This window comes from Pseudoduganella violaceinigra DSM 15887 (assembly GCF_000425385.1).
In the GTDB taxonomy this organism is placed as follows: domain Bacteria; phylum Pseudomonadota; class Gammaproteobacteria; order Burkholderiales; family Burkholderiaceae_D; genus Rugamonas; species Rugamonas violaceinigra.
In genome coordinates this window covers 205,047-228,548 of record NZ_AUDI01000001.1, presented here as the reverse complement: position 1 = coordinate 228,548, position 23,502 = coordinate 205,047, and the positions used below count along the sequence as shown (strand labels likewise).

The window sequence follows — 23,502 nt, the reverse complement described above, 5'->3', positions numbered from 1 at the left end:
AAGCACTTGTGCCTGGTCCGCCTGCTCATTGGGAACTGAAGATGAGATAGCGGGGGCATTACCGCCGTTATTGCCTGTCTTCTGCGAAGATGCTCTTCGAATCGTAGGGGGCTACTCCCCAAAATTCAGCAACTGACGTTGGTTTCCGCTTCCCCTGTAACCAGGTTGACGCCTATCCAGCATCGATAGGGGCCACTCTTTGCCTTCACGTCAGCCGGGTCATACGTGCAGTAAATACCCTTTCTACGGCGGTCTCGGTCGCCCTGACCTCCGCTGCATGTCGGCTGAACATCGGGGCCGATCGATTCGAATATCTCTCGCGCTGCCGCGCCGTCGACGTTGACCGTCAGCTTGCGATCTTTTGCGGTTGGTGGCGCTCGATCCGCTATGATACCGGAGTGGATCTTAAAGATGCCCGGAAATGGCTTCCATAGCCCAGACGGATCGCCCTCAAGATCAGCAGCGCCGGCAAGCGAGAGCGCCGCAATGGTGCTAGCGAATATAAGCCAGGTTGTACGACGCATAGCTAGCCTCGCAGGTTCACATGGAAATGATCATTATGCTTTCCCGCCTTAAGCATTCCTGGCCGTACTGGCGATCGAACCAGATCACAGGATCTTCTCGACCATCCTTGCGCAGCGGCCGAATGTCCATATTCAAGCCACTCTTGTGACCTCCATGACCCGGCGTCTAGGATTGACGATGCCAGGTGCGCAAGCATCCTTGGAAATGCGGATGGTGCTTGCAGCGTTCGGCGGTATGGCCACCACCAGTGTAGGCGGTCGCGCTTCTGGGCTGTACCACACCCCCCAATGAGCCGATGAAATCTCAATCCAGCCCTGTTGCGCCAAATCCTGCGACTTGCCTTTAATGCCGTTGATTTGAAAGTAGACATCGATTGCCATGGCTTGCTCTTGGTTGAACGACAGAACCTTGGCACAGAACGAGCGACGAAATGCTGGCCAGCTAAAGTAGAAGATATTCCTCTTCAGTTACCATTTTTCTATGCCACGCATTTCGCGTTTTGAAGTTCCTCAATTTTCTGTTGATTGCTTCCCTAACTGCCGTCCGTGCAGGCCCGCGATGCGAGGAATCGCATCAATGAGCGGAGGCCATTGCGGAACGTAGATGAGTTGCTCCCAGAAGCCCGCCTTTTGCTAGTCGCGCAGGCGCCGCCAACAAGTGATGCCTGAGCCACAGCCCATCTCTTGCGGCAACTGGTTCCAACGAACCCCGGATAACGGAAGCGACGTGGTTTCGCCGGCGGCAGCGGCGTTTCAATTAATGACCACAGTTCGTCGTCAAGAATCTGTTTCCCCGTCGCCTTGCTCCATTCGTCAGGATGAGAAAAATTAGCAGTGATCTTGAAGAGTTACCAGGGGGCTGTGGCCACATTAAAAGTCATCCAAGCGGGCGTACGAAATCATGCTTCCTGGGCGCCGAAACGGGCCATGATGCTATCGGCCTGCTCGCGCTGGGCGTCGTCGTCGACATCCACCGACAGCAGGGCTGCGGGACGATCAGGCTTGTCCGTGTTGTCGACATCGTCCGGCGTCAGCGAATCCATGATGTGCTGGACGGCGGAAGCGGTAGTATTCAGCGCGCGCGTCCCATGCAGGTTCAGTTGGACTGCCGAATTGGCAAAGCCTTCAGCCAGCAGGGCGCTGCGCGCACCTTCGGCATCCTCGATCTGGCGGAAATTGCGATAAATGGTGTTAGGCATGATGTATCTCCTGTTTGGCTCGATTGTCGCGTAACACGCGTCGAAGCGGCGCGCGCTTATTGCGGCTTGGCTTGGCGCGAGGACCAGTGCAGGTGCACGATCAGCCAAGCGTCGCCCTGCTGTTCCAGCACAGCGGTCTCCAGCCCGAACTGATGGACCCCGGCGTTCCGGTAGCTGCCAGTGGTTTCCGTTTCACGCATCACGACGGCGCTGGCGCCATCGCGGCGTTCTTCCTGGCGCAGCAGGCGTACTTGCGTGGCGCGCAGGAAGTCGATATCGTTGTCGAGGTGGTGCGCGGCGTATTCATCCCGGCTGCGTTCGACATAGCCGGATTCGAAGATCTGCACCTTGGGACTGAGCAGTGCCAGGGCGGCCTCGCGCTTGCCCGCAGCCAGCGCATGCTGGAAGGCATCCATGGTCTCGGCCGGCGTAGCTGCAAAAGCCGGCAGGCTGGCAACTGCCAGCAGCAGGCAGGCGAGGCTTCGCATTAGAAGCCGGCGACGACGTTGGAGGTGTGCTCGACGCGCGGAGTGGCGGCGAAATACTGGCCGACCATGCCGCGCCAGGTCTGGAAGTCTTCGCTGCCGCGGAAATCGACGGTGTGGTTTTCCAGCGTTTCCCACACGATGACCAGCAGATAAGTGTTGGCGCGCTCGATCACGCGCTCCAGGCGCATGGACTTGCAGCCTTTGGCGCGCTGGAACAGCGGCACGGCTTTCTGCACCGCTGCTTCAAACTCGGCGCCCTGGCCATCCTTGATCTCAAATTCCGCAAACTCGTAAATCATCGGGACATTCCTTTCGCAAAGTAATGCCCCGATTGTGCCTCAGATGAATCAGAAGCGGTAGCGGGCTGTGATGCGGGCATTGCGCGGCGCGCCCGGCAGGTTGAGCAGCTTGCTTGAACCGTGGCCGGACACCATGTACTCGCGGTCGAACAGGTTGTTCACGTTCAGCTGCACATCGAAGGACGCCGTGCGGTAAGCCAGCATGGCATCGACCACGGTGTAGCCGGGCAGGGTGGTGGTGTTGCCCGGATTGGCAAAACGGTCGCCCTGGTAGTTCAAGCCGGCGCCGCTGAACCAGCCGCCGCCCAGCGCCTTGTTCAGCCACAGGCTGGCGCTGTGCTTGGGCGTCAGGGTCGGGCGCTTGCCCTGCACCTGCTGGCCGTCGTCGCGCGCGATGGACTTGATGATTTCCGCATCCAGCAGTGCCAGGCCGGAGGACACTTGCCAGCCCTGTCCCAGTTCGCCGCTGAAGGTCAGTTCCAGGCCGTCGGTGCGCTGGGTACCGACCGGCATTACGACGTTGGTGACCGGATCGGTGGCCTTGATGCCGGTGCGCTGCAGGCGGAACAGCGATGCGCCCAGCGTGGCCTGGCCGCCGAACAGGTCCAGCTTGGCGCCCACTTCCTTGTTGGTGGTTTGCTCCGGTTCGATGGCGGCATTGTTGGCGGCCAGCGCGAAGGTTTCGCCCGAAGGCTGGAAGGACTTGCTGAACGAAGCGTAGTAGGAAGCGCTGCCGCTAGGCTGGTACACCAGGCCTGCGCGCGGGCTCCAGGCGCGGTCGGTGCGTTCCAAGTCCTTCTGGCCCACACGGCGCTCGCGCGTCTCCTGGCTGAAATCGTCGTAGCGCACGCCGGCCAGCAGTTTCCATTGCGGCGTCAGCGTCGCCAGGTCCTGCACGTAGACGCTCTTGTTTTTCATGATGCCCAGGTTGTCGGTGCCAGGCGCCGCGTTTGCCGCCAGTTGCAGCACGGGCAGGGCAGGCTTGAACAGGTTCACGGTGGCCACGTTGGTCTGCGAGCGGTTGACCAGGTCCTTGTCCTGCTTGCCGATTTCCACGCCGTACAGCAGCTGGTGCTGCATGCCGAAGAAGTCCGCGCGCTGGGTCAACTCGGTCTGGTTGAAGTAGCCATCCTCTTCACGGCGGATATTGGCGTGGCTGAGCGATGCCGTTTGCGCCGTTTCGTTGACGCTGCCGACCAGGGTGTTGTTGCGGTTCAGCGAATAGTCGTAGCGGCGGAAGGCATTGCGCAGCGACCAGTTGGCATTGATGCGGTGGTCCAGCGCGACGGACAGCGACTTGACGCGCGCCTGGCTGAAGTCTACGTCGCGCGCATTGGCCGCGCCGTAATAGGTGCCCGAATCCACATCGACCGGTTCGCCCTTATAGGAAGGAATGCCGAAGTCGGTCAGGCGGCGGTCGGCCAGGTACTCGCCCTGCACCAGCAGCGAGGTGTCGGCGTCCAGCTTCCACAGCACGGAAGGCGAGAGCGCCTCGCGCTTCAGGAACTGCTGGTTGCGGTAGCTGTCCGAATCTTCTTTCGCGCCGGTGACGCGGAAGGCGACGCCGCTGTCCTGCAGATTGCGCGCCACGTCGAATTCGCCGCGTTTCTTGCTCCAGCTGCCGAAGGTCACGCCGGCCTCGCTGCGGTTGATGCCCGGCTTCTTGGTGATGCGGTTGATCATGCCGCCGGAGGAACCGCGGCCGTACAGCACGGAAGCTGGACCCTTGATCACTTCCACCTGTTCAATATTCGACAGGTCGCGGAAATACAGCGCGTCGTCGCGCATGCCGTCGATGAACTGGTCGGCGATCGCGGTAAAGCCGCGAATGGTGACTTGGTCGCGCTGGCCGTCGCCGTGCGACAGGCCGACGCCCGGAATGCCCTTCATGGCATCTTCCATCGAGCTGGCGCCCTGGTCGCGCAGCAATTCCTGCGGGACCACGTTTACGGTTTGCGGGATGTCGCGCAGCGGCGCATCAATCTTGGTGGCGCTGGTGGCGGTGCTGGGGTTATAGGCGGCTTCGCGGCCGGCGGTGACGGTGACGGAGGGGAGCGTGGCGTCTTCAGCGAATACGGCGGCGTGCGTCAGCGCCAGCGCAATGGCAAGCGCCAGCGGGGTTTTATTCAACTTCATGCTATTTCCTGAGTGGCTGCGTAATGAGAATTGTTATCATTCGCAATTATGCTTTACCCGGGAAGATTGCACAACAGTAGAAACTAAAACTGGGTCAAGAATTCACCGTTCGCTGCGCCGCACCGTATCCGGCCCGCTCTGCTGCTGTTCGCCTTGCCGGTATTGCGTGCCGCCCTGGAAACCGTGTTCGCGCTCGTCTTCCTCGACGCAGCCCGACAGCAAGTCGTCGGTCCGTCCGGCCGTGTCGGCGGATTGCTGGTTACCCTGGGAATGATTGCTTTGGCCGGTGCAGCCGGAACCCATGGTGCCGATGCTCGTGGTGCCGTGCCGGGTCTGCTGTTCCAGGCCGCGCCCCTTGTTGAGTGTGGACATGATTGCCTCCTTGTAGCCACGCCAATAGTCCATTTTAGGCGCGAAAAGGAGAATGTCCTAGTTCCCCGTGTACTTGCGCAGGATCTCGTTGAAGCGCCGGTTGCCATCAGTGCCCAGCCAGTTCCAAATAGTATCGACCTCGCGCCGGTGCGCTTCGTAATAGGCCGGGTTGGTGGCAAGCCAATTGTGGGATTTGAAGAAGGGTTTATCCAGGCGCGCCAGCTCGCCCTTGTAGTGCTCGCTCAGGAATTTATCCAGATCGGTCGCGGCGATCATGGGAACGACGAAGGCATCAATGCGGCCAAGCTGCAGCTTGTCGAAGTTGCTGGGCACGGTAGTCGCGCCCTGGTCGATCATGGCGCCGGCCTTCTCCAGCCGCGCGGCGTAGGAAGAACCGTACATGATGCCGACCCGTTTGCCGCGCACCATGTCCACTGGGTCCAGGTCGTGCGCATAACCGTCCTTGGCGCGTACGAAGGCCATCAGGAGCAAGGTGGTGGCGCGCTTCGCGTCAGGCTTGCCGTGCGTGTCACGTGGCATCACAATGCCGGGCTGGCCATCGGCCGTGATGTCGACCGGGGCAAAGTCCACTGCGCCACTGATGAGCGAACTGCGCAGGCGCATCATCGGCAGCCTGACCAGTTCCAGCGTGCAGCCGTTGCTGGCCGCCAGTTCACGCACCCACTCCACGCTGGCGCCGGCCGGTTCCGGCACGGTCGGGCCGTTACCCATCCAATAGGGCGGGCGATGCTGGTCGGGATAGGCGAAACGGATCGTGCCGCAGGAGCCGAACGCGCTGTTGGCTGCAAGTGCAAGGATGGCGGCGGAAGCAATGAAAGTTGCGCATTTCATATGCAACTATTCTAAGACAAGCGAATGGTAGGGCGCGCACGGTAGTAGAATGGAATTGAAGGAGGCGGCTATGGAAAACACTATGCGCCCGATCCACCCGGGTGAAGTCCTGCTGGAAGAATTCATGGATCCCATGGGCCTGACAGCAAGCACGCTGGCAGGCGTGCTGCACCTGGAGCCTGAATGCGTGACTGGCATCGTGCGCCAGGAACGCGGCATCTCGCCCGCCACTGCCCTGCAACTGGCCAGTTATTTCGAAACCACGCCGGAGTTCTGGCTCGACCTGCAGTCTGCCTACGACACGCGCAGGGCCCTGCTGAAAAGGCGGCGCGTCTTAAAACGCACGCTGCATTGAATCCGCTCGGCGGTCGATGGTGTGCCAAGGGAGCGAGGCGACGGCCCGTACTCGGGTAGGAAAGCGCTCGGCAAACGAGCGTATCAGCATGCGCTCGACGCCGCAGATGGAAAGGTAGCTATATGCGGCGTCCTGGTCGAAGGCCAGCGCTGTGCGTACCGCCATGTCGAAGCGTTCCGCAGTGCCGTTATCGAGGCGCCGATCCTGGTGACTTCGCTGTTCCACGTTGCCTCCCTGAGCCTATGTACATGCTATGCCAGGGGCTTCGAAGTGTTCTGTGCGTCACGCCACATCTGCGTTCAGTGAGCGCAATTGTTGCGTGGGTTTTTGGCACAGATGGTCTTTGGAAAGCGTCCGGCGCGATCGTTGTATATCCGCCGCTGTCAAATCGGAAGCTATACCTAATGCGTGGGCGCAAAGTAGGCGTTGAGCGCTTCTTGCATCTCTGGCGACAGCTGATGAATGTCGATATGCTGCTGCTTGATCGCGGCCCGCAAGCGTTGCTTGCTGCCGGCGGCGCGCGCCAGGCGGGTCAGAAGATCCTGGGCGAGTTGTTGCAGCACTTCCCGTGGAATTTGCGCGGGGTCCCGCACTGCAAACGTTTCGCGCGCCGGATCGCCAGTGCACTCGGTGCCGGAGATCGTATAAACACCACCATCAATTGGCTGGAAATACAGGCGCTGTCCAGGCTTTGGATTGCGACGCATGGAATACCCGTGGATCAGGTAGTACGTAGCAGTTGAGTCATTTGCGACGCCGAAAATCCAGGGGCGTGTGGTCCAGGTCTCAGTGTCAGCCATCTGCTCGCATTGCGCGCGTATCTCTTCGGGCAGAACATCCAGCTTGGCGCTGGCTACAGGGAGCCGCAGGCCCAGTATGGGATCGCGTAAGAACTGCGGCGGATGGTTGCTCTCTTGTGCACAAGCACTTGCGCAAAGTAGCGCGCACAAAATAGCGCCGCACCGGCCTTGAATCGCGGTAGACAACATGACCTGGTCTTCCTGTTCTTTAAGCGGGATCTTCTTATACTGCCGCCTTGCGCAGTGCCGACTCTAGCGCCGCGTCTTCGATCGGCTGGCCCCATTGGTTGCCGTGGACAAGCTCTTCCAGCGGCAGGCGGGAGCGCCAGCCTTTGGCCTGCAGTTCTGGGCTGGGCAGGAATTCGCTCACATAGCCCACGCAAAGATAGGCCACTGGATACACATTTTCCGGCAACTGCAAGGTGGCAGCCAGCTCCTGCTGGTCAAGGATGCTGACCCAGCCCACGCCGATTCCCTCGGCGCGCGCCGCCAGCCACAAGTTCTGCACCGCCAGGCAGGCGCTGAACAAGTCCATATCGAGGATCGAATTCCGCCCCAGCACATTGGGCCCGCCGCGTGTGCGATCGCAGGTGATGCACAGGTTGATCGGGCTCTCAAGAATGCCTTCCAGCTTCAGGCGCTTGTACAGCGAGGCCTGGTCTCCCGCATAGTTCTCCAACGCCTTCGCGTTTTCCCGTTCGAAGATCGCATGGACCTGCTGCCGGACTTCTTTGCTATCGATGACGATAAAGTCCCACGGCTGCATGAAACCGACCGACGGCGCATGGTGCGCCGCCTGCAGCAGGCGGGCCAGGACCTCGTGCGGAATCGGGGCGGGAAGGAACTGGGAGCGCACATCACGGCGTTCACGGATGGCGCGGTACAAACCTGCGCGCTCGGCGGGGGAGAAGCTGTTGTCTGGGGATGTCATGGCCAGATTCTACCCGATGCGCATTCCTGCAAATCCCGAAAGAATCTATTCTGCCGGCCGAGGATTCTGCTTTGAGGAGGAACTCCGTAAAGTAGGCTTATCGAGACCCGATCGGAGAACAATATGAACCGACCCAGCTTTATCAGTGCACCCGCCGCAGGCGCAGCAAGCGCGATACTTCCAGCGCAGGCCGCGACACCGCGTATCAAAGCGGTAGCTTTCGATGGACTGGCCTTGTTCGACCCGCGCCCGATCTTCGCGCTTGGCGAACAGTTCTTACCCGGCCGCGGAACAGCGCTGGCGACGGATGCGCCGGCGGAGCAACTGGGCGTGGCACCGGATGCGGTTGCCGCCAGCTTCGACGCCTTGCCGGCATTCGTCGGCGCTTGAGCTGCAGACGAAGTCTCGCAGTAGCACCAGTCAAGGCGCATGCGCAGCAATTTTCTTTCTTCTAATCGGTATCGTTTGCTTGCATTCGTTTCGGGTCGAACTTCGCCCGGCGCCTCATATGCACTCTGGCGCCATTGAGGAGAATTCTTTTCAGGGCTGAATCTGCCATCACCTGATCGAGGCTCTTGGTAGTGCCAAGAGATCGAAAGGCGATGTCGATTGAGATCGCGTCGGGAACGAGAGCCGACATAGTTAAACTCCGCTCGCGTCGACGAGGAGAGCTTTCGAAGTAGCGCGGGAAGCGGACGCACATTGTCCACCGATTGTGGGCTGGACCACACCCCTGAACAAAGATTGCATACTTGCTCCATCGAACTGACGATGAAACATACTTTACTAAATGATAAACATAATGTCAATCAATTGGTAAAGTTTCTTTGCGAAATATTGCACCGTTGTGCCGCGGGCACAAGCAAATGCTTAAAACGGGGGAGGTAGTTCTAGCTTAAGTTCGCGAGTGCCCAAGTGGCCGCGTTCGGTAGTTGCGGTAACGACGAATGTGCATTCACGATAAGTAAGGTGGTGGGGAATCGTGAAAATGTGATCGATCTGGTAGCGGTCTTGCGAAGGATCCGGGGGCTGAACGGCTGCGTGAGCGAAGCTGATCCAGGCAATCTCTTTCGAATTCACGGAAAGCGACAAGGAAAGCCGATCCATTGGCTGGGCGCCAGAGGCCTCAGCGGTCACGCAAATGCAAAGCTCTGAATCAGCGCCAGGCTTGTTAAGGACAATCGCGTTTCGCTCGGGGTTAAGGAATGCCAATGAGTCGTCGCGAGCGAGATCCACGTCGTCCACGAAGACGCATTCGAGCGAACGTACCGGCATTAAATGTTCTCGCTCTTCTTGAGGACGACTTTGCCAATAATCAGGCAATTGCCACCTTCGCAGACCTTGCGCGGAAACCGTTGCTGGTCAGGGTTGTCTGAGGTCAGCCACCATTTGCCCATATCGCGCGCAAGTCGTTTAACAACCGCTTCCCCCTCATAGTTGATCGCGAAGACCTGTCCGTCAACAGGCCGTGTGTCGCCAGTATTTACGACGACCAGGTCGCCACGGTAAAGCCTTGGCTCCATGCTTTCGCCAGTAACCTCGATAGCAAGCAGTTCGTCGGCGTTATAACGGTTGCGGACAATCCAATCCTCATCAAGATTGAACGACTGCGCCGCATCGGGGTCGGGGTCTGCGATGAACCCCATGATGCCAGCAGACAGACGGAGCCGTACTTTGCGAATTGCAACAATGCCGGGGCTGTCTTCATTAATTGGCTGTACGCGCAAATACTCACTTGCCGGCGGAGTTGCCGGCACCGGTGCCGGGCCAGCGCCATAGTCAAAGTAAAGCGGAGCCAAGGACAGGTCCTCTTCCAGCTTGCGCGCAATCTTCTCGCTAAATGCACGCCCGTCGCGGTAGGTCGGAGACAAGATTTGCGAAATGCGCGCTTCGCTCCAGCCGCTAGCGTCAGCCAGGCTCTTCCGAAGTCCGAAATGTTTGTCGCGAATAAGTGCGACGAGGCGTTCCCGCCGATGTTGATACATGTCCATCCCGGCATTAAACCAGAAATTTATCAAATGATAAATTATCAAATGCTTGACTTTGACTATATCAATTGATAAAGTTTCCGCATGAGACTACTTGATTATTTAAATAACTTGCCTATTTGGCAACGTTACGATCTTGCCACCCGGTGTGGAACCTCCTTTGACTATCTGCGCCAAATCGCTTATGGCAACCGCCAGTGTAAGGAGGCGCTGGCAATCAAACTCGAAAAATTCACGAACCGCGAGCTTACTTGCGAGGACCTGTGTCCTGGCGTTGACTGGGCATTCCTTCGGCAGGGGGGGCGGACGGGCGATCCTGCGTGGCATTTCCACAATCCAGAAAGCCAGTTAAGCGCATGCCAGGCTGCTCGCAGGAAGCCGCGAATGACTGAACTCTCTCATGACCCAGAACGGGCATTGCGATGAACTACTACCCGCATCACATCGGCGACTTTAATAGCGCCACGCGTCACTTAACGCGCTTAGAGCGGGGAATTTACCGCGACATGCTCGACATTTACTACGAGAAGGAACTCCCCCTGCCTGCCGACCAGCGCACCCTGTTTCGCAGGCTGCTGATTGTCGCGCCGGACGAAATAAGCGCTGCGCAGCAGGTGTTGGAAGACTTCTTTTCCTTGACGGAAGCGGGTTGGGTCAACGAGCGTTGCGACCGTGAGATCGAGGAGTATCGCGCGAACGTTCGAAGCGGAAATGCCGGTGCGCGTGCGCGAGCCTGGGGCGCGGCTGAGAAAGTGATCAAGTCTGGCTTCGAGGCAGGTGACCTCGTCTCTGCGGAGGCAAAGCTTGCTGAATTCGTGCGCAAGTGGGGCGACACGCCGGAAAGTTTGGCATGCGCTGAAATGGTTGGCAGCCTCAAGCGGCTGTCGCCCCGGTCGGGCTGTGACTTCGGTTCCGTTCGTCCGGCGACCAAACTGCATGGCGAATCGTTGGCGGTAGAAACGGGCAGCGAACTCGAACACACTGCGATTGATCCGCGAACCAATCGCGGTGTATTCGCGGATAGTTCGCGGATGCCTGGCGCTGAAACCAACCATAACCATAACCAGAACCAGAACCAGAACCAGAACCAGAACCAGAACCAGAACCAAGTTAGCCCCCAGCGACAGCCGACTCAGAATGAAGAGCACGCGCGCGGCGCTGTGGCTCTTAGTGTCGAATTCCGAAAGCATGGGGTGCGCACTCAGTCAGCGGACCCTCGTCTTATTGAAATGGCTACACAAGGCGTGACGGAAGCCACGATTGCGGCGGCCTGCGAGGAAGCCCGCCGCACCAAAGGCGAGTCGGTGAGTCTTGGCTACGTCAAAGGAATTCTTGAGCGCTGGTCGCGCGAGGCCGCGACGATGAAAGTAGCCGGCGCCAGGACGCCTGGGAGAGCGGTTGCCACAGGTTTTACCGCAAGCCGCGTGGCAACGATTGCAGGATTAACTGGAGAGGAAGCGAGCGATGCAGCACGTAACAACATCATCGACATCACCCCATCAGCCGTTGCCCATCACTTGGGTTGAGTCATTGTTCAAACGAATGTCCTTTGCGTACGGAGCACGATTCGCTGACATGTGGGCAGGAGTAAACGCCGGCGAAATGAAGGAATATTGGGCGGAACGGCTGGGCGGTTTGTCCAGGGCTGAATTGGCGACCGGATATCGGATGCTCGAAACAAGGGATAGGCCGCCGACCCTTCCTGAGTTCATCAAGCTTTGCAGGCCGAACCTTGACCCGGAGCTTGCGTTTCATGAAGCGTTGGAGCAAGGGGTTAAGCGGGAGCGATTCAATCCGAATGATCCTGACGTATGGTCGCACCCGGCCATTTATTGGGCATGGGTGAAGGTTGGCGCATTTGCCATGACACATCAAGGGTATGAGGTGTTGCGCCCGCGTTGGGTCGAAGCACTTCGCCATTACGCCGAAGAGCTGAATCTGGCGCCGGTGCCCATAAAGCGCCAAGAGCTACCAGCGCCGGGCAAAGCAAGGCTGCAGCCTGATCGAGCCAGGAAATTGCTGTCGCAATTGAACATGAAGGGCATACCGCAGCGTGCTGGCATCAGCGGGCAAACCGAGTGGGCGCATGCGATCTTGCAAAAGCATGAGCGCGGCGAATCCGTCTACATCGCATCGATTGAAATGGCTGAGCAGGCGCTGGGCCTGCGGTCATAGGTGAAGAACGTTCTGAATTTGGGCAGAAAGGGAATTTCAATGAGTGGAGTACTTGTTGTTGACGGAGTGGCTATGGTCGAAGAGTCGGTGCCGGTCGTGCGTAGCGCGGCGAGGAGGGCGAACGCGATTCCGGTCGCTGCGCGAGTAGAAACGAAGGCACTCGATTACTGCCTTGACGTTTGGATGCGCTGGCAGCGGCGCGACGATACGCGGCTTGGATGGCGGGGGCGCAGTGCAATCCTGCAAAGCGACTATGCGGAAGACGTTGAGGGGGACTCTGATGAATTGTATGAAGTCATGGAGACGCGCGTCGCAGAAGGCGTTGAGGCGATGATGCAAAGTCTGCCGCGCCATCTCGATTGGGCGATCCGCCGCCGCTGCAATATCGCGACAGTATGGCGCTTTCCATCCCTGGACTTCACCGACGTGGTGGGCGAGGCGGAGCGGGCATTGGAGATTTTATTGCGAAAGAATATTGCAACTCGGATTTACTTCGATTAGAATACACATCAGGGAAAGTCACGCCCGTGCAAAACAAAACCTCGCGTAAGCGGGGTTTTTTTTCGTCTATAGATTTCGGCGGCCTTGTGTGCCGAGTTGCCATCCCTGTCAATACAGCGGCCTGGAAGGCTGCTACAAGTGCCACGCTGGCGAACGCGTGAACGACGTCAACACCGTACCTGATCTGCCTTATTTGTTCCAAAACGCCGTCGCTTAACGATGGCGTGCAGACGTCTGCACAAAGCTTAGTAAAGAAGTGATCTTTATAAACCCGAGAGCCCGCCACCTGGTGGGCTTTTTTCTTTTCGAGGAATGCCATGGAATTCAAAGGCGGCACACTGAATGGACTCGATCATGGGGACAATCCTCGATTGGCTGCATGGTCGCATGGTTGCGCTTCTGGAGCGGAAGGAGGTGACTGCATGAACAGTCAGCGTCAGCTGATCCGTCACGCAGTGCGCGATGTACTCAACGCCACGCCATCGCTTGCTGGTCGGGTCAAGGCCTCGCGCACGTATCCGCTCACCGCGCAGAATTGCCCGGTGGTGCTGGTTTATACCGAGCGCGATGCGGCGACGAAGAGCAACGACTTCACACAACTGCGCGAGCTCCAACTGAAGATCATCGTCATTGTTCAGGCCGACGTCGATGCCGATGATGCGCTTGACGACTTGTGCAACGCGATCGAAGCACAAATCGAAGCGCAGATGAATAGCGGCTCGAGCTCTGTCGCTCAGCTCGCCAGCCTGGTGGACAGCGCTCACTACGTCGATACCGTTTTCACCTACCAGGGTGCTGACGGTCGCGCTGAACTTACGCAAGCGGTAATGCAGTTCAAGTTTTCCTATTACCACGAGCCGGCCCAAGGCTTCGACGACCTGGGCCAATTAAACGTGCGGTTCGATATGGCGAGCCCCCGCAATGACCCGCCAGCGCCGCACACACCCGACGGACAGCTTGATGCCCGTGCGGCCATCATCCTGCCATTCGGTCCATTAAAAGAGAGGAACCCTGTATGAGAGTTATCAATATTGTGCCCGTTGAAGGCCGACTGGTACGCGACCCGGCAACTGGTCGCGAAATCGAAGGTCCAACGCCGGTAGACGGCGACGACGGTTTTTGGATTCGCCGCCTCAGCGACGGCGATGTAGAGGAAGTGGCGGAAGCCGCTGAATCAAACGCTGCGAAAAAAGGAGCGAAAGCATGACGGTCAGTTTCAACCAAATTCCGGTCAATCTCCTGGCCCCTGGCCAGTACGTGGAGTTCGACAATTCCAAAGCCAATAAAGGCCTGACCGTGATGCCTAACCGCATTCTGGTGATCGCCCAGAAGCTCGCCAGTGGCACCGCTGCGGCAGATGTGCCGTTCATGGCCACCCGCCTGGCAGACGTCAGGGCCGCCTGCGGTCGCGGCTCGCACGCCGCACTGATGTACGAGGCGTCGCAAGGGGTGACCGATATGGTGGAGACCACCATCATTCCGCTCGCCGACAATGGCGCAGGCGCTGCGGCGACCGGCGCGATTGCCGTGACCGGCGCCCCGACAGAAGCAGGGTTGCTGAATCTGTACGTCGCCGGCGTGCTGGTCCAGGCGGCGGTCGCGGTCACCGATACGCCGACCATCATCGCGACAGCCCTGACTGCAGCGATCAACGCCAATGCTGACCTGCCGGTGACCGCTGCGTCGGCTGCCGGCACTGTTACCCTGACCGCCCGCAATAAGGGGACCCTGGGCAACGACATTGACTTGCGGCTGAACTATTACCCGCAATCGCAAAAGACGCCGGCAGGGCTGAATGTTGCGATCACGGCGATGGCCAGCGGCGCTGGCGACCCGTCGATTGCGGCTGCGATCGCGAACCTGGGCGAAACGCAATACAACACGATCCTGATCGGCCTGTCCGATAGCGCCACACTGCAGCTGATCGAGACCGAACTGGCGTCGCGCTGGGGTCCGTTGAAGCAGAACGATGGACGCGCGCACACCGCTGTCCGCGGTACGGTAGGCACCCTGAACACCTGGTCCAATTCGCGCAACAGCGAGCATGTGGTGGCCTGGTCGGTGGAGCAGGGCGGCTCGCCAATGCCGGTCTGGAAGCATGCTGCCGTTTGGGGGACCATCTGTGCCTATTACCTGGGCGGCATCGATCCGGCACGCCCGGTGCAGACCCTGGTGGGTCCTGGCCTGCTTCCGGCGACGCAAGAGAAGCGTTTTACCAGGGCGGAACGCAACAACCTTCTTAGCTACGGCCTGGCGACCTTCATCGCCGATGCTGGCGGCAACCTGATGGTCGAGCGTGCGGTGACGACTTATGTGCATAACAGCGGCGGTTTCGTCGACCCCAGCTACCGCGATGCCGAAACGATGTACACGCTGTCTTACCTGCGTTACAGCGTGCGGGCGCGCATTGCACAGAAGTTTGCACGCTACAAGCTGGCGAACGACGGTGCCAACTTCGCGCCCGGCCAGGCGATCGTTACCCCGCGCACCATCCGCGGCGAGCTGATCGCCCTGTTCCGCGACTGGGAGGAAGCCGGCCTGGTAGAAAACTTCGACCAGTTCAAAACCGACCTGATCGTCGAACGTAGTCAGACCGATGCGAACCGTATCGATGTGCTGCTGCCGCCCGACCTGATCAACCAGTTCCGCGTCTTTGCGGCCAAGCTGGAATTCCGACTGTAATCAACCAATTGGGCCAGTCTAAGGCTGGCCCATTTTCTTAAGGAAAAATCATGGCAAGCAAGAAATTCACTGGCACGGCGTATATCACCCTCAATGGCCGCCGTATCGGCACCATGCCTGGAAGCGGCAAACTCAGCCCGGGCGGCGTCGTACGTACTCCCGTGACGATTGACGGCGGCGTGACCGGCTATACCGAGAAGCCGCAGCATGCAGAGATCGAGTGCGAGATCGCTATGAGCGGTGATGTCGACATCCTGGATATCAACAATGCGACCGACATGACGATCATGTTCGAGGCTGACAGCGGTCAGGCATACGTCGTTCGCAATGCGGCCGTTACCGAACCGTTGAAACACGAAGCCGAGAAAACTGCGGCGAAGTTCTTCGGCTCGAAAGCGGAGGAAGCGTAAATGGAAAACCAAGACAACAACGCCGCGAACGTTGTTCGCCAACAGACCGGGCAAGTCATCCCGTTCCCATTGACCTACCCAATCACGCTCAAGGATGGAACCAAGCTCGAAGTCCTGCAGCTGCGCCGCCCCGTTGGTCGCGAGATGCGCAACATCGAGGTCACGGGGCGCAAGCCTTACGACCTGACGCTCCAGATCATTGAAGCGACATGCGGCCTTACCCGCGCGGAGGCGGATTCGATTGACGGTGGCGACGTTACCGCAGCGATGGAGTTCGTGTTGCCTTTTTTGGAAAGTGGCACTGGCGCGAAGCGGTAAAGCTGATCGCCTGGACGTTCCGCTGGACGCCAGAGGCGATCATGAATCTCGACACGGCGGATCTGGACTTCTGGGCAGATATCGCCCAGGAGAAGTACGAGGCGATGAGATAGTCAGTATCGTCCTGAAGAAAGGTGTTAGACATGAATGACCGTGTTGAGATTGTCATCGCCGCGCTGGACCAAGCCAGCGCGGTGATCATTCGGATTACCAACCGCGTGGAAGAGCTCGAGGCCAAGAGTAAGCTCGGCAAAGCGTGGGCTAACCTGCAAAAGACTGAGGGTTTGGAAAGGGTCAGCGGTGCTCTGTCGAAGATCGGCGGCAATCTGAAGGCCATCGCGGGCTTTGGTAATGCCGCCGCAAGGGTCGTTTCGACTGCGCTAAACGCCGTCGATGACTTCGCCGATTCGATGGCCAATGCCGGCATAAAAGGCGAGCAGTTGGTGGAGATCAGCGCCCTGCGCGACTATCTGGGGCAGTTCGGCGTTTCGGCTGAAGACTCTTCTGCCGCGATGCAGGAGCTGGCCAGCAATATGAGCTCGGCGGTGGCTGGGGGCAAAGCGGCACAGGCGGCGTTTGCCGCCACGGGCATTTCGATGGCGGACTTGAAGTCCAAGACGCCCGTTGACGTGCTGAAGAAAATGATGGAAGTCTTCAGCCAGAGCGACAAGTCTGGCGCCAAGCTGAAGATGCTGCAAGCGCTCGCCGGCAAGAGCTCTGTCAAGATGGCCGAAGGCTTGAGCCAGGGCGTTGAGAAGTTTGAAGAGTACAAGCAGCGCGCCAAGGCGGCTTTGCTGACTGAAAAAGATTTCGAGGATGCTGGGAATGCTGCCGACAGCATGACCCGCATCACTGGCCTGATTGGCCGAGCAGCACAAAAGATGGCGGCGGTGGCTGCTCCCAAGTTGCAGGTTCTGCTCGATCGGGGGGAGGCTCGCCTGCTCGAGTTAATACCGAAGCTGGTCGACTGGATGGACCGCTTCGTCAATTCCCTTGACGTGGACAAGGTCGTGGGATTCTTTGAAGGTGTGGCCGACGTCGTATCGGGTGTCGCATCGGCACTTCGCTGGTTAATCGACAACACAAGCGCCACAACACGCGTTGTGATGCTGTTGGGCGCAGCGTTTGCACCGACGCTTGCTGCACTGTTTTCTATCGGGACTGTTGCGCTGCCGCTGGTGAAAGCCGGACTGTTGGATCTTTGGGCCGTAATGATGGCCAATCCCGTCGTGGCGATCATTACGGCGATCGCTGTCGGCGCGTACCTGATCTATAAGAACTGGGACGGCATCGTCGACTATTTCGTCGGCGCATGGGACCGGATCAAGGCAGTCTTTGAAGTCAACTTCTTCGACGGACTGATTCAGCTTTACCTCGAATCCTGGCAGGCGCTCGGCAATGGGATTATCGGCGTCATCAAGAGCATTCCTCTGGTCGGGAGTCTGGACATCGTCAAGAACATGTCCCTGCTCGACTTTGCGACTAAACGCGCTTCTGACGCTGCGAAACATGCGGAGCCGTTCGCCGGTCCGTTCGCAGAATCGGCGACTAAGGCAGGCCGCGCCGCCATGGTCTCGAAGCTGGACATTGCAGGGATGCGCGCAGGGGTGTGGTCCGGCGCGGCGGCGGTGCGCGCCGACGCTCCGTCAGCCATGCCTAGCCTTGGTCTTGGGGCTGCTCAGGGCAACAGCAACGGGTTATCGGCGACCCAAACGGTCAAAGATGGCGGCGGGAAGACGGAAGTCGGTGGCCGTATCCAACTCGAGATCCTGGGCGCGGCGACGAAGGTGCGGCAGTTGTGGAGCACAAACAACGCGGTGCCGATTGAAGTATCGGCTGGGTTGTATGGCCTGGGCGCCTGACCCCGGACTCTTGCAGTTTTCACTTTTCCTCCTATTCTTTTTGGACTTCTTATGACTTGGCGTGATCAATTACAACCCGCGTCGTTTCGCGGCGTTCCATTTGACGTGGTCGCCGGCAGCTTGACCGCTGGCCGGCGCCTTGCACGGCATGAATACCCGCAGCGTGACTTCCCCTATTTGGAAGATATGGGACGTCGCGCGCGCGAGTACAAGGTCGAGGCGTACGTCATCGGTCCGGACTACATGTCGGGCCGTGATCAGTTGCTTGCGGCAATTGAAGAAGAAGGGCCTGGGCAACTGGTGCATCGCTACTACGGCACCAAACTGGTGGTGGTGGCTGAGTGCGAGTTGAGCGAGTCGACCGAGTTCGGCGGACTGGCGAAATTCACGCTGCATTTCGTCGAGTCTGGCGAACAGGCGCAACCTACGGTCGGCATTGACTCGGGGGCCGAACTGCTGGAAGTTCAGGACGTGGCTTATGGCGCGATCATGGACGATTTTACGCAGGAATTGTCGGTTGATGGACTGCCGAGCTGGGGTGTCGGCGATATCCTTTCATCCCTCGACGCATTTCTGGCGCTTGATGACTTCAGGAGGAGTGCCGCAGCGACTACCGCAGTGAGGGCAAGGCTTGGAAGCCTCATCGAGGAGCCGCGCAGTTTGGCATTGGAACTTATCGGCCTGGTGCGCTCCGTTGACCGGGTGACCGGCATTCTGGAGCGGCCTTATGTCAGCGCGAGTGCCAGCGTTAGCGCCGGTCCGGGGCAATCGGTTCGAAGCGTGGTGCGTCGTCAGCAGGCCGTGTTGACCTTGCTGGTCAAGCGCGCTGCCTTGGTTCGGTACGCCGGCCTCGCTTCCGGCGCAGACCTTTCGACAGCGGTCGACGTGCAGACGGTTCGCGCCGCTATTCTCGGATTTTTTGATGCGCACGACTACGCGCCCGGGGCGCCGCGCCCATCAGCGACAGTTGCCACTGCGCTCAAGGCCGTTCGCTCAGCCGCTCTCGTGCACCTGTCAAGGCAGGGCGCAGCGCTGCCGCGGACGTACTCCATGCAATTGCTCGTGCCACAGCCAGCGCTGGTGTTGTCGTATGCGCTGTACGGTGACCTGCGCAATGACGACATCGTCAAGCGCAACGCTCTCCGGCACCCCGGCTTCATACCAGCCGGCGTGTCACTTCAACTCGCGGCGGAATGATGAATGATAATAAATTGACGCTGCATGTCGGCGGCCAGGTATATGGCGGCTGGAAGATCGTGAATGTCCGGCATGGCATTGAGCAGATTGCCGGAACCTTCGAGATTGCCCTGACCGAGCGTTGGCCCGACCAGCAGACGGCATGGGCGATCCCGCCGGGGGAGTTCTGCGAGGTCAGAATCGGCGCCCATGTGGTCATTAATGGCTACGTCGATTCGGTCAACGTTTCTTACGACTCGAACGATCATCGGATTCAGATTAAGGGCCGGGACAAGACGGGCGACCTGGTCGATTGTTCGGCGCCCAGCCAAGCCTACTCGGGGCTGACGGGCAAGCAGATTGCCGACCGGCTGTGCGCTCCCTTCGGCATCAAGGTGTACGACGAGACGACGAGCGCGAAGAAGCCTACGGGACAGCAAGAGAAGAGCGGGAAGACGGCCGCCCCGCCTGATTCGCCGCGTGTCGAAGGATGCCTGCCCAAGTTCGCATGCCAGAACGGTGAAACGGTGTTCAGGGCGCTGGAACGACTCGCCCGCAATGAAGCAGTGCTGCTCGTTTCCGATCACGAGGGTGGCCTGCTGCTGACGCGGGCGGGGCGGGCTGGCCGTATTGCGGTGCCGCTCGAGTTCGGCAAGAACGTGCTGTCGGCAAACCTCGAGATGTCGCACGCGAACCTATTTTCAGAGATTACGGTCAAAGGACAGGCGAGCGCGCAGGAGGTCGACGACGTCGGCAAGCTCGAGGCGGTCATTTCCAGTAAGACGACTGTGAAGCGTGCGGCAAACGGGACGAAGACCGGCAACAGCCAGATTACCCGGTACCGCCCACTGATCGTGGTGTGCGAATCGCAGGCTGATGCGGCACGCATCCGGCAGCGCGCTGAGTGGGAAGTTGGCAACCGGGAAGCGAAGGCACGCAAGTATGTCGCCACCGTTCAGGGCTGGTATCCGGATCCGATGGGCGATGACATTTGGCGCATCAACAGCATGGTGCGGGTCGTTGATCGCCTCAGCCGCATCGACGAGGAGTGGCTGGTGGCTGCGATCACGTTCAAGCTCGACGAAGGTGGCACGACGGCAGAGATTGAGCTGACCAGTCCGAAGGCGTTTGACCAGCTGCCGGAAATTCCGGAGCCCAAACCAGGCGCCAAGGACGCAGGTAGTAAATTTGAGAGGGCATGATGCTTGAAGCGATTGAAAAAATGACAGCCGCCGCGCGCGGCAGGGCGGCGCTGATGGTCGGACGCTGCATTCTCAGGGCAATCGGCGATGGTAAGGCGGTGCAGCTGGTGCAGGCGCAGTTGCTTGCCGAAGAAGTGCATGACGACGTCGAGCGCATCCAGGAATACGGCTTCACCAGTGTGCCGAAGCCTGGCGCCGAGGGGGTCGTCGTGTTCGTCGGCGGCAATCGCGATCATGGCCTTTTGATTGCCGTGGAGGATCGCCGTTTCCGTCTCAAAGGGCTGGCATCGGGGGAGGTGGCCGTCTACGACGACCAGGGCCAGAAGGTACACCTCACGCGCGCAGGCATCGTGATCGATGGCGCCGGAAAGGACGTGACGATCCAGAACGCCCCAGTGGTGCATGTTCCGCAAGACCTGACGGTTGGGCGCGACATCATCGCCCAGGGCGACGTCATTGACCATGGCAGCAAGTCGATGGCAGGCATGCGCCAGACCTACAACGCACACCGCGGTCACAACCTTCCAGGCGCGGTACCAGATCAGGGAATGTAGATGGATATCCAAACCTTTTGGGATGCCACCGGCGTGCGCGGCGATTGGCGCCTGGCCGCTGCTGGCCAACTCTCCGCGGAGCAAGATCTCAAGACCGCCGCATTGATCTCATTGTTCACCTGGCGCCGCGCGCGGGCCGACGACAGCTTGCCTGATGAGGCTGGTGGACGTAAAGGGTGGTGGGGCGACGCGATGACGCGCCGGCCCATCGGATCCAGGCTTTGGCTGCTCCAGCGCGAAAAGCAGACCCGGACCGTGGTCCAGCGAGCGAAGGAGTACGCGGACGAAGCTTTGGCGTGGCTGGTGGAGGACAAGGTGTGCACGCGAGTCGAGGTGATCACCGAGATATCGGCCCCCGGAGTTCTAGCGCTGCAATGCACCTTCATACGAGAGCGCAAGCCGAATCTGAAATTCCAGTTCGACTTTGCATGGAACAACCTGCAACTAGCAAATACTTAACATGCCATATTCCAGACCAGAACTCATTGAACTTCGCGACACAGCGTATGCCGACATCGAGCGCATCCCTGGGGCCGACGCCAGGCTGGCGTTCGGTAACTTGAATGTGCTGGCGCATGTCCTGGCAGGGGCAACCGATGGCCTGTACGGCTACGTCGAGTGGTTGAGCCGTCAACTGTTGCCGGATACTGCCGAGGAAGAGTACCTTGATCGGCACGCATCGATCTGGCTTGAAGACGGCCGCAAGCCGGCCAAAGCATCGACGGGTGGCGTGATCGTCGAAGGGACGGTTGGCGTCACTGTGCCAATCGGCACCCAGTTTGTCCGCGGCGACGGGGTCCAATTTTCAACCACGAGCGAGATCACGCTGGTGGCGTCGACCGCAAGCGTGCAAGTACAGGCGATGACGGCCGGCGCAGTGACCAACACGGCGGCCGGCGCCAAGCTGACGCTCGTCTCGCCGATCGCCGGACTATCGAGCCGGGGCACGGTCGATCTTGCCGGATTGGTCGATGGCTCCGATACCGAAAAGAATGCCCAGCTGCGCGGCAGAATCCTGCAACGGATTCAAGAGCCGCCCCAAGGCGGCAGCAGCTCAGACTACGTGAAATGGGCAAGGGAAGTGCCGGGTGTAACGCGGGCATGGGTCTCCCCGCTGGAGATGGGGCCAGGCACGGTGACGCTACGATTCGTGCGTGACGGCGATGTTTCGCCAATCCCCGATCCGGCTGAGATTGCCGTGGTACAGGCGTATATCAACGCGCGCCGTCCCGTCACAGCGGAGGCGTATGTCGTCGCTCCAGTCGCAAAGCCTGTTCTTTGTCAAATTCAGCTCACTCCTGGAACCGCCAGCGTCAAGGCGGCTGTCGAGGCGGAGTTGCGCGATCTGATCCTGCGCGAGTCTGCGCCAGGGAAGACGCTGCTGATAAGCCATATCCGCGAGGCGATCAGCATCGCCACCGGCGAAGAGGATCATGTGCTCGCCCAGCCCGCTGCAAACGTCATTCACGGTATTGGCGAGATGGCGACATTCGGAGGAATTACGTGGACCTGACCAAAGAGGACTATCAGCGGCACTTGCTGCAGCTTCTACCGGAGGGACCAGTCTGGCCACGTGACCCGGACACCCTGTTGGCAAAGGTACTGGGCGCTGCAGCCGAGAGCTTCGCACGCCTTGACAACAACGCGGCGGCCTTGGTTCGAGAGTTCGACCCTCGCGAATCCAGTCAGTTGTTGCATGACTGGGAGCGAAACGTGGGGCTACCGGATGAATGCTTGGCGCCCGCGACAAACGTTGCGGAGCGTCGACGGCGGGTGCATCAAAAGCTAGCCAGGCAGGGCGGTCAGTCGACCGCCTTTTTTATTTCTTTATTGGCGTCGATTGGCTACCCGGGATGCACGGTTACCGAGTTCCGCCCGTTTCGCACGGGCAGCAGATGTAACTCTGGCCTGCACCAAGGTGGATGGCGCTACGCATGGCGGGTCAATGTGCCGGTGGCCGCCAATGTGAAGTACTTGAACGTGAACGGACGGGCGAACGAACCGCTCGCATCGTGGGGCGACGCCGGCCTTGCTTGCCTCCTGGCGAAGTACAAGCCGGCTCACACAATTGTCTACATTTCTTACGCGGAGGGTGCATGAAGCGAATTTCTACGTCGACCAGATTGGTCGACAAATTTGGTGCAGGTAAGCACGGTTTTACGAACGGGAATGCAGTTGCCGGTATCCCGGCGACTGACTTGGAGGATACCTGGTTCGACAATGTACAAGAGGAGTTGTGTACTGTGATCGAAGCTGCGGGAATTGCCCTGGATGGCAACGGCCGTGGGCAGTTGCTTGCCGCGCTGCGTTCTGCGGGCGTGTTTCCGACACTCGCGCTCGGCGATCAGTCTTCCAAGGTGGCGACAACGGCCTTTGTCAACCCGGGCCATTCGTTGTTGGGAAATGGTTACAAGAAACTGTCGTGCGGGCTGATTTTCCAATGGTTCGGCGTTTCGACCCAAGCAAATTCGGACTTTGGCATTACCTTCCCAATCATTTTCCCAAACCAATGTTTTCAAGTAATCGGAAGCTACCGAAATGACGGTGGCAGCCAGCCTGTTATCGCATCGTTTGGGTTGCTGTCAAAGACCGGCGTGAATGTTGGTGCGTGGGTCTCGAACACTGGTCTGCGCGCGGGCGCTCAAATCTATTGTTTCGCTATCGGCTTTTAAGGAATC

At 59.3% G+C, this 23,502-nt stretch carries 28 protein-coding genes and 2 pseudogenes; 18 read left to right on the top strand and 12 right to left on the bottom strand.

Annotated elements, in window-relative coordinates; all coding sequences use genetic code 11:
• Nucleotides 1-738: 738 nt before the first annotated feature.
• The 8 genes and pseudogenes from H597_RS34560 to H597_RS0101070 form a co-directional block, all read right to left on the bottom strand.
• Nucleotides 739-905: pseudogene (locus H597_RS34560) on the bottom strand (type VI secretion system tube protein Hcp); the annotation flags it as partial.
• A 255-nt stretch (nucleotides 906-1,160) separates the two neighbouring features.
• Nucleotides 1,161-1,363: pseudogene (locus H597_RS33750) on the bottom strand (hypothetical protein); the annotation flags it as partial.
• 60 nt (nucleotides 1,364-1,423) lie between these two features.
• Entirely contained in the window at nucleotides 1,424-1,723 is a 300-nt protein-coding gene (locus H597_RS0101095) for a hypothetical protein (RefSeq protein ID WP_028100494.1), read from the bottom strand.
• Between the two features lie 56 nt (nucleotides 1,724-1,779).
• Nucleotides 1,780-2,211, bottom strand: coding sequence for a nuclear transport factor 2 family protein (locus tag H597_RS0101090; RefSeq protein ID WP_028100493.1), 432 nt, complete (start codon nucleotides 2,209-2,211; stop codon nucleotides 1,780-1,782).
• Complete coding sequence (locus H597_RS0101085) at nucleotides 2,211-2,510, bottom strand: antibiotic biosynthesis monooxygenase family protein (RefSeq protein ID WP_028100492.1); 300 nt, start codon at nucleotides 2,508-2,510, stop codon at nucleotides 2,211-2,213. The genes H597_RS0101090 and H597_RS0101085 overlap by 1 nt, the downstream gene beginning before the upstream one ends.
• A gap of 48 nt (nucleotides 2,511-2,558) precedes the next feature.
• Nucleotides 2,559-4,646: a TonB-dependent receptor gene (locus H597_RS0101080; protein ID WP_028100491.1), complete on the bottom strand. Its 2,088-nt coding sequence runs from the start codon at nucleotides 4,644-4,646 to the stop codon at nucleotides 2,559-2,561.
• Nucleotides 4,647-4,748: 102 nt separating this feature from the next.
• Nucleotides 4,749-5,018 carry a hypothetical protein gene (locus H597_RS0101075; protein ID WP_154667895.1) on the bottom strand — a complete coding sequence of 90 codons (270 nt, stop codon included), beginning with the start codon at nucleotides 5,016-5,018 and terminating at the stop codon, nucleotides 4,749-4,751.
• A 57-nt stretch (nucleotides 5,019-5,075) separates the two neighbouring features.
• Nucleotides 5,076-5,870 carry a substrate-binding periplasmic protein gene (locus tag H597_RS0101070; RefSeq protein ID WP_028100489.1) on the bottom strand — a complete coding sequence of 265 codons (795 nt, stop codon included), beginning with the start codon at nucleotides 5,868-5,870 and terminating at the stop codon, nucleotides 5,076-5,078.
• Nucleotides 5,871-5,940: 70 nt separating this feature from the next.
• On the opposite strand from H597_RS0101070, the gene H597_RS0101065 reads away from it, so the two are divergent.
• On the top strand, nucleotides 5,941-6,225 hold the full coding sequence (locus H597_RS0101065; RefSeq protein ID WP_035372838.1) for a HigA family addiction module antitoxin: 285 nt from the start codon (nucleotides 5,941-5,943) through the stop codon (nucleotides 6,223-6,225).
• Here H597_RS0101065 and H597_RS0101060 read toward each other — a convergent pair.
• The 3 genes from H597_RS0101060 to bluB all read right to left on the bottom strand — a co-directional run bounded on the left by H597_RS0101060 (nucleotide 6,205) and on the right by bluB (nucleotide 7,956).
• Nucleotides 6,205-6,450, bottom strand: a complete 246-nt coding sequence (locus tag H597_RS0101060; protein WP_028100487.1) for a hypothetical protein — start codon at nucleotides 6,448-6,450, stop codon at nucleotides 6,205-6,207. The two genes, H597_RS0101065 and H597_RS0101060, sit on opposite strands and share 21 nt — an antisense overlap.
• Before the next feature lie 176 nt (nucleotides 6,451-6,626).
• On the bottom strand, nucleotides 6,627-7,214 hold the full coding sequence (locus H597_RS0101055; protein WP_028100486.1) for a hypothetical protein: 588 nt from the start codon (nucleotides 7,212-7,214) through the stop codon (nucleotides 6,627-6,629).
• Nucleotides 7,215-7,248: 34 nt separating this feature from the next.
• Nucleotides 7,249-7,956, bottom strand: coding sequence for a 5,6-dimethylbenzimidazole synthase (gene bluB / locus H597_RS0101050; protein ID WP_028100485.1), 708 nt, complete (start codon nucleotides 7,954-7,956; stop codon nucleotides 7,249-7,251).
• Between the two features lie 123 nt (nucleotides 7,957-8,079).
• Between bluB and H597_RS34555 the strand changes: the two genes are divergently transcribed.
• Complete coding sequence (locus H597_RS34555) at nucleotides 8,080-8,346, top strand: hypothetical protein (protein WP_028100484.1); 267 nt, start codon at nucleotides 8,080-8,082, stop codon at nucleotides 8,344-8,346.
• A gap of 884 nt (nucleotides 8,347-9,230) precedes the next feature.
• On the opposite strand, the gene H597_RS0101030 is transcribed toward H597_RS34555, so the two are convergent.
• Nucleotides 9,231-9,947: a S24 family peptidase gene (locus H597_RS0101030; protein ID WP_028100481.1), complete on the bottom strand. Its 717-nt coding sequence runs from the start codon at nucleotides 9,945-9,947 to the stop codon at nucleotides 9,231-9,233.
• A 419-nt stretch (nucleotides 9,948-10,366) separates the two neighbouring features.
• On the opposite strand from H597_RS0101030, the gene H597_RS35775 reads away from it, so the two are divergent.
• The 16 genes from H597_RS35775 (at nucleotide 10,367) to H597_RS35580 (ending at nucleotide 23,496) form a co-directional block, all read left to right on the top strand.
• Nucleotides 10,367-11,470, top strand: a complete 1,104-nt coding sequence (locus tag H597_RS35775; protein WP_051293438.1) for a YdaU family protein — start codon at nucleotides 10,367-10,369, stop codon at nucleotides 11,468-11,470.
• A gap of 76 nt (nucleotides 11,471-11,546) precedes the next feature.
• On the top strand, nucleotides 11,547-12,119 hold the full coding sequence (locus H597_RS29290; RefSeq protein WP_154667894.1) for a hypothetical protein: 573 nt from the start codon (nucleotides 11,547-11,549) through the stop codon (nucleotides 12,117-12,119).
• 72 nt (nucleotides 12,120-12,191) lie between these two features.
• Nucleotides 12,192-12,620 carry a hypothetical protein gene (locus H597_RS0101015; RefSeq protein ID WP_028100480.1) on the top strand — a complete coding sequence of 143 codons (429 nt, stop codon included), beginning with the start codon at nucleotides 12,192-12,194 and terminating at the stop codon, nucleotides 12,618-12,620.
• A gap of 317 nt (nucleotides 12,621-12,937) precedes the next feature.
• Nucleotides 12,938-13,639 (top strand): hypothetical protein, encoded by a 702-nt coding sequence (locus H597_RS0101005; protein WP_154667893.1) that lies wholly within the window; start codon nucleotides 12,938-12,940, stop codon nucleotides 13,637-13,639.
• Nucleotides 13,636-13,827, top strand: a complete 192-nt coding sequence (locus H597_RS33740; RefSeq protein ID WP_083940893.1) for a DUF2635 domain-containing protein — start codon at nucleotides 13,636-13,638, stop codon at nucleotides 13,825-13,827. Before H597_RS0101005 ends, H597_RS33740 begins: the two co-directional genes overlap by 4 nt.
• Nucleotides 13,824-15,302: a phage tail sheath C-terminal domain-containing protein gene (locus H597_RS0101000; RefSeq protein WP_028100478.1), complete on the top strand. Its 1,479-nt coding sequence runs from the start codon at nucleotides 13,824-13,826 to the stop codon at nucleotides 15,300-15,302. Before H597_RS33740 ends, H597_RS0101000 begins: the two co-directional genes overlap by 4 nt.
• 50 nt (nucleotides 15,303-15,352) lie before the next feature.
• Nucleotides 15,353-15,712, top strand: coding sequence for a phage tail tube protein (locus H597_RS29285; protein ID WP_051293436.1), 360 nt, complete (start codon nucleotides 15,353-15,355; stop codon nucleotides 15,710-15,712).
• Entirely contained in the window at nucleotides 15,713-16,030 is a 318-nt protein-coding gene (locus tag H597_RS0100990; RefSeq protein ID WP_028100477.1) for a phage tail assembly protein, read from the top strand.
• A gap of 143 nt (nucleotides 16,031-16,173) precedes the next feature.
• Complete coding sequence (locus H597_RS0100985; protein WP_028100476.1) at nucleotides 16,174-17,892, top strand: phage tail tape measure protein; 1,719 nt, start codon at nucleotides 16,174-16,176, stop codon at nucleotides 17,890-17,892.
• Between the two features lie 51 nt (nucleotides 17,893-17,943).
• Entirely contained in the window at nucleotides 17,944-19,089 is a 1,146-nt protein-coding gene (locus tag H597_RS32985; RefSeq protein WP_083940892.1) for a DNA circularization protein, read from the top strand.
• Nucleotides 19,086-20,270 carry a phage baseplate assembly protein gene (locus H597_RS0100975; RefSeq protein ID WP_035372833.1) on the top strand — a complete coding sequence of 395 codons (1,185 nt, stop codon included), beginning with the start codon at nucleotides 19,086-19,088 and terminating at the stop codon, nucleotides 20,268-20,270. The genes H597_RS32985 and H597_RS0100975 overlap by 4 nt, the downstream gene beginning before the upstream one ends.
• Nucleotides 20,267-20,824: a phage baseplate assembly protein V gene (locus tag H597_RS29275; protein ID WP_051293435.1), complete on the top strand. Its 558-nt coding sequence runs from the start codon at nucleotides 20,267-20,269 to the stop codon at nucleotides 20,822-20,824. Before H597_RS0100975 ends, H597_RS29275 begins: the two co-directional genes overlap by 4 nt.
• Entirely contained in the window at nucleotides 20,825-21,283 is a 459-nt protein-coding gene (locus H597_RS0100965; protein ID WP_035372831.1) for a phage GP46 family protein, read from the top strand. It abuts the gene before it with no gap.
• Between the two features lies 1 nt (nucleotide 21,284).
• Nucleotides 21,285-22,337 (top strand): baseplate J/gp47 family protein, encoded by a 1,053-nt coding sequence (locus H597_RS0100960; protein ID WP_028100472.1) that lies wholly within the window; start codon nucleotides 21,285-21,287, stop codon nucleotides 22,335-22,337.
• Nucleotides 22,328-22,924, top strand: a complete 597-nt coding sequence (locus H597_RS0100955) for a YmfQ family protein (protein ID WP_035372829.1) — start codon at nucleotides 22,328-22,330, stop codon at nucleotides 22,922-22,924. The genes H597_RS0100960 and H597_RS0100955 overlap by 10 nt, the downstream gene beginning before the upstream one ends.
• Complete coding sequence (locus H597_RS35580; protein ID WP_211231995.1) at nucleotides 22,921-23,496, top strand: gp53-like domain-containing protein; 576 nt, start codon at nucleotides 22,921-22,923, stop codon at nucleotides 23,494-23,496. The genes H597_RS0100955 and H597_RS35580 overlap by 4 nt, the downstream gene beginning before the upstream one ends.
• The last annotated feature ends 6 nt before the right edge of the window (nucleotides 23,497-23,502 follow it).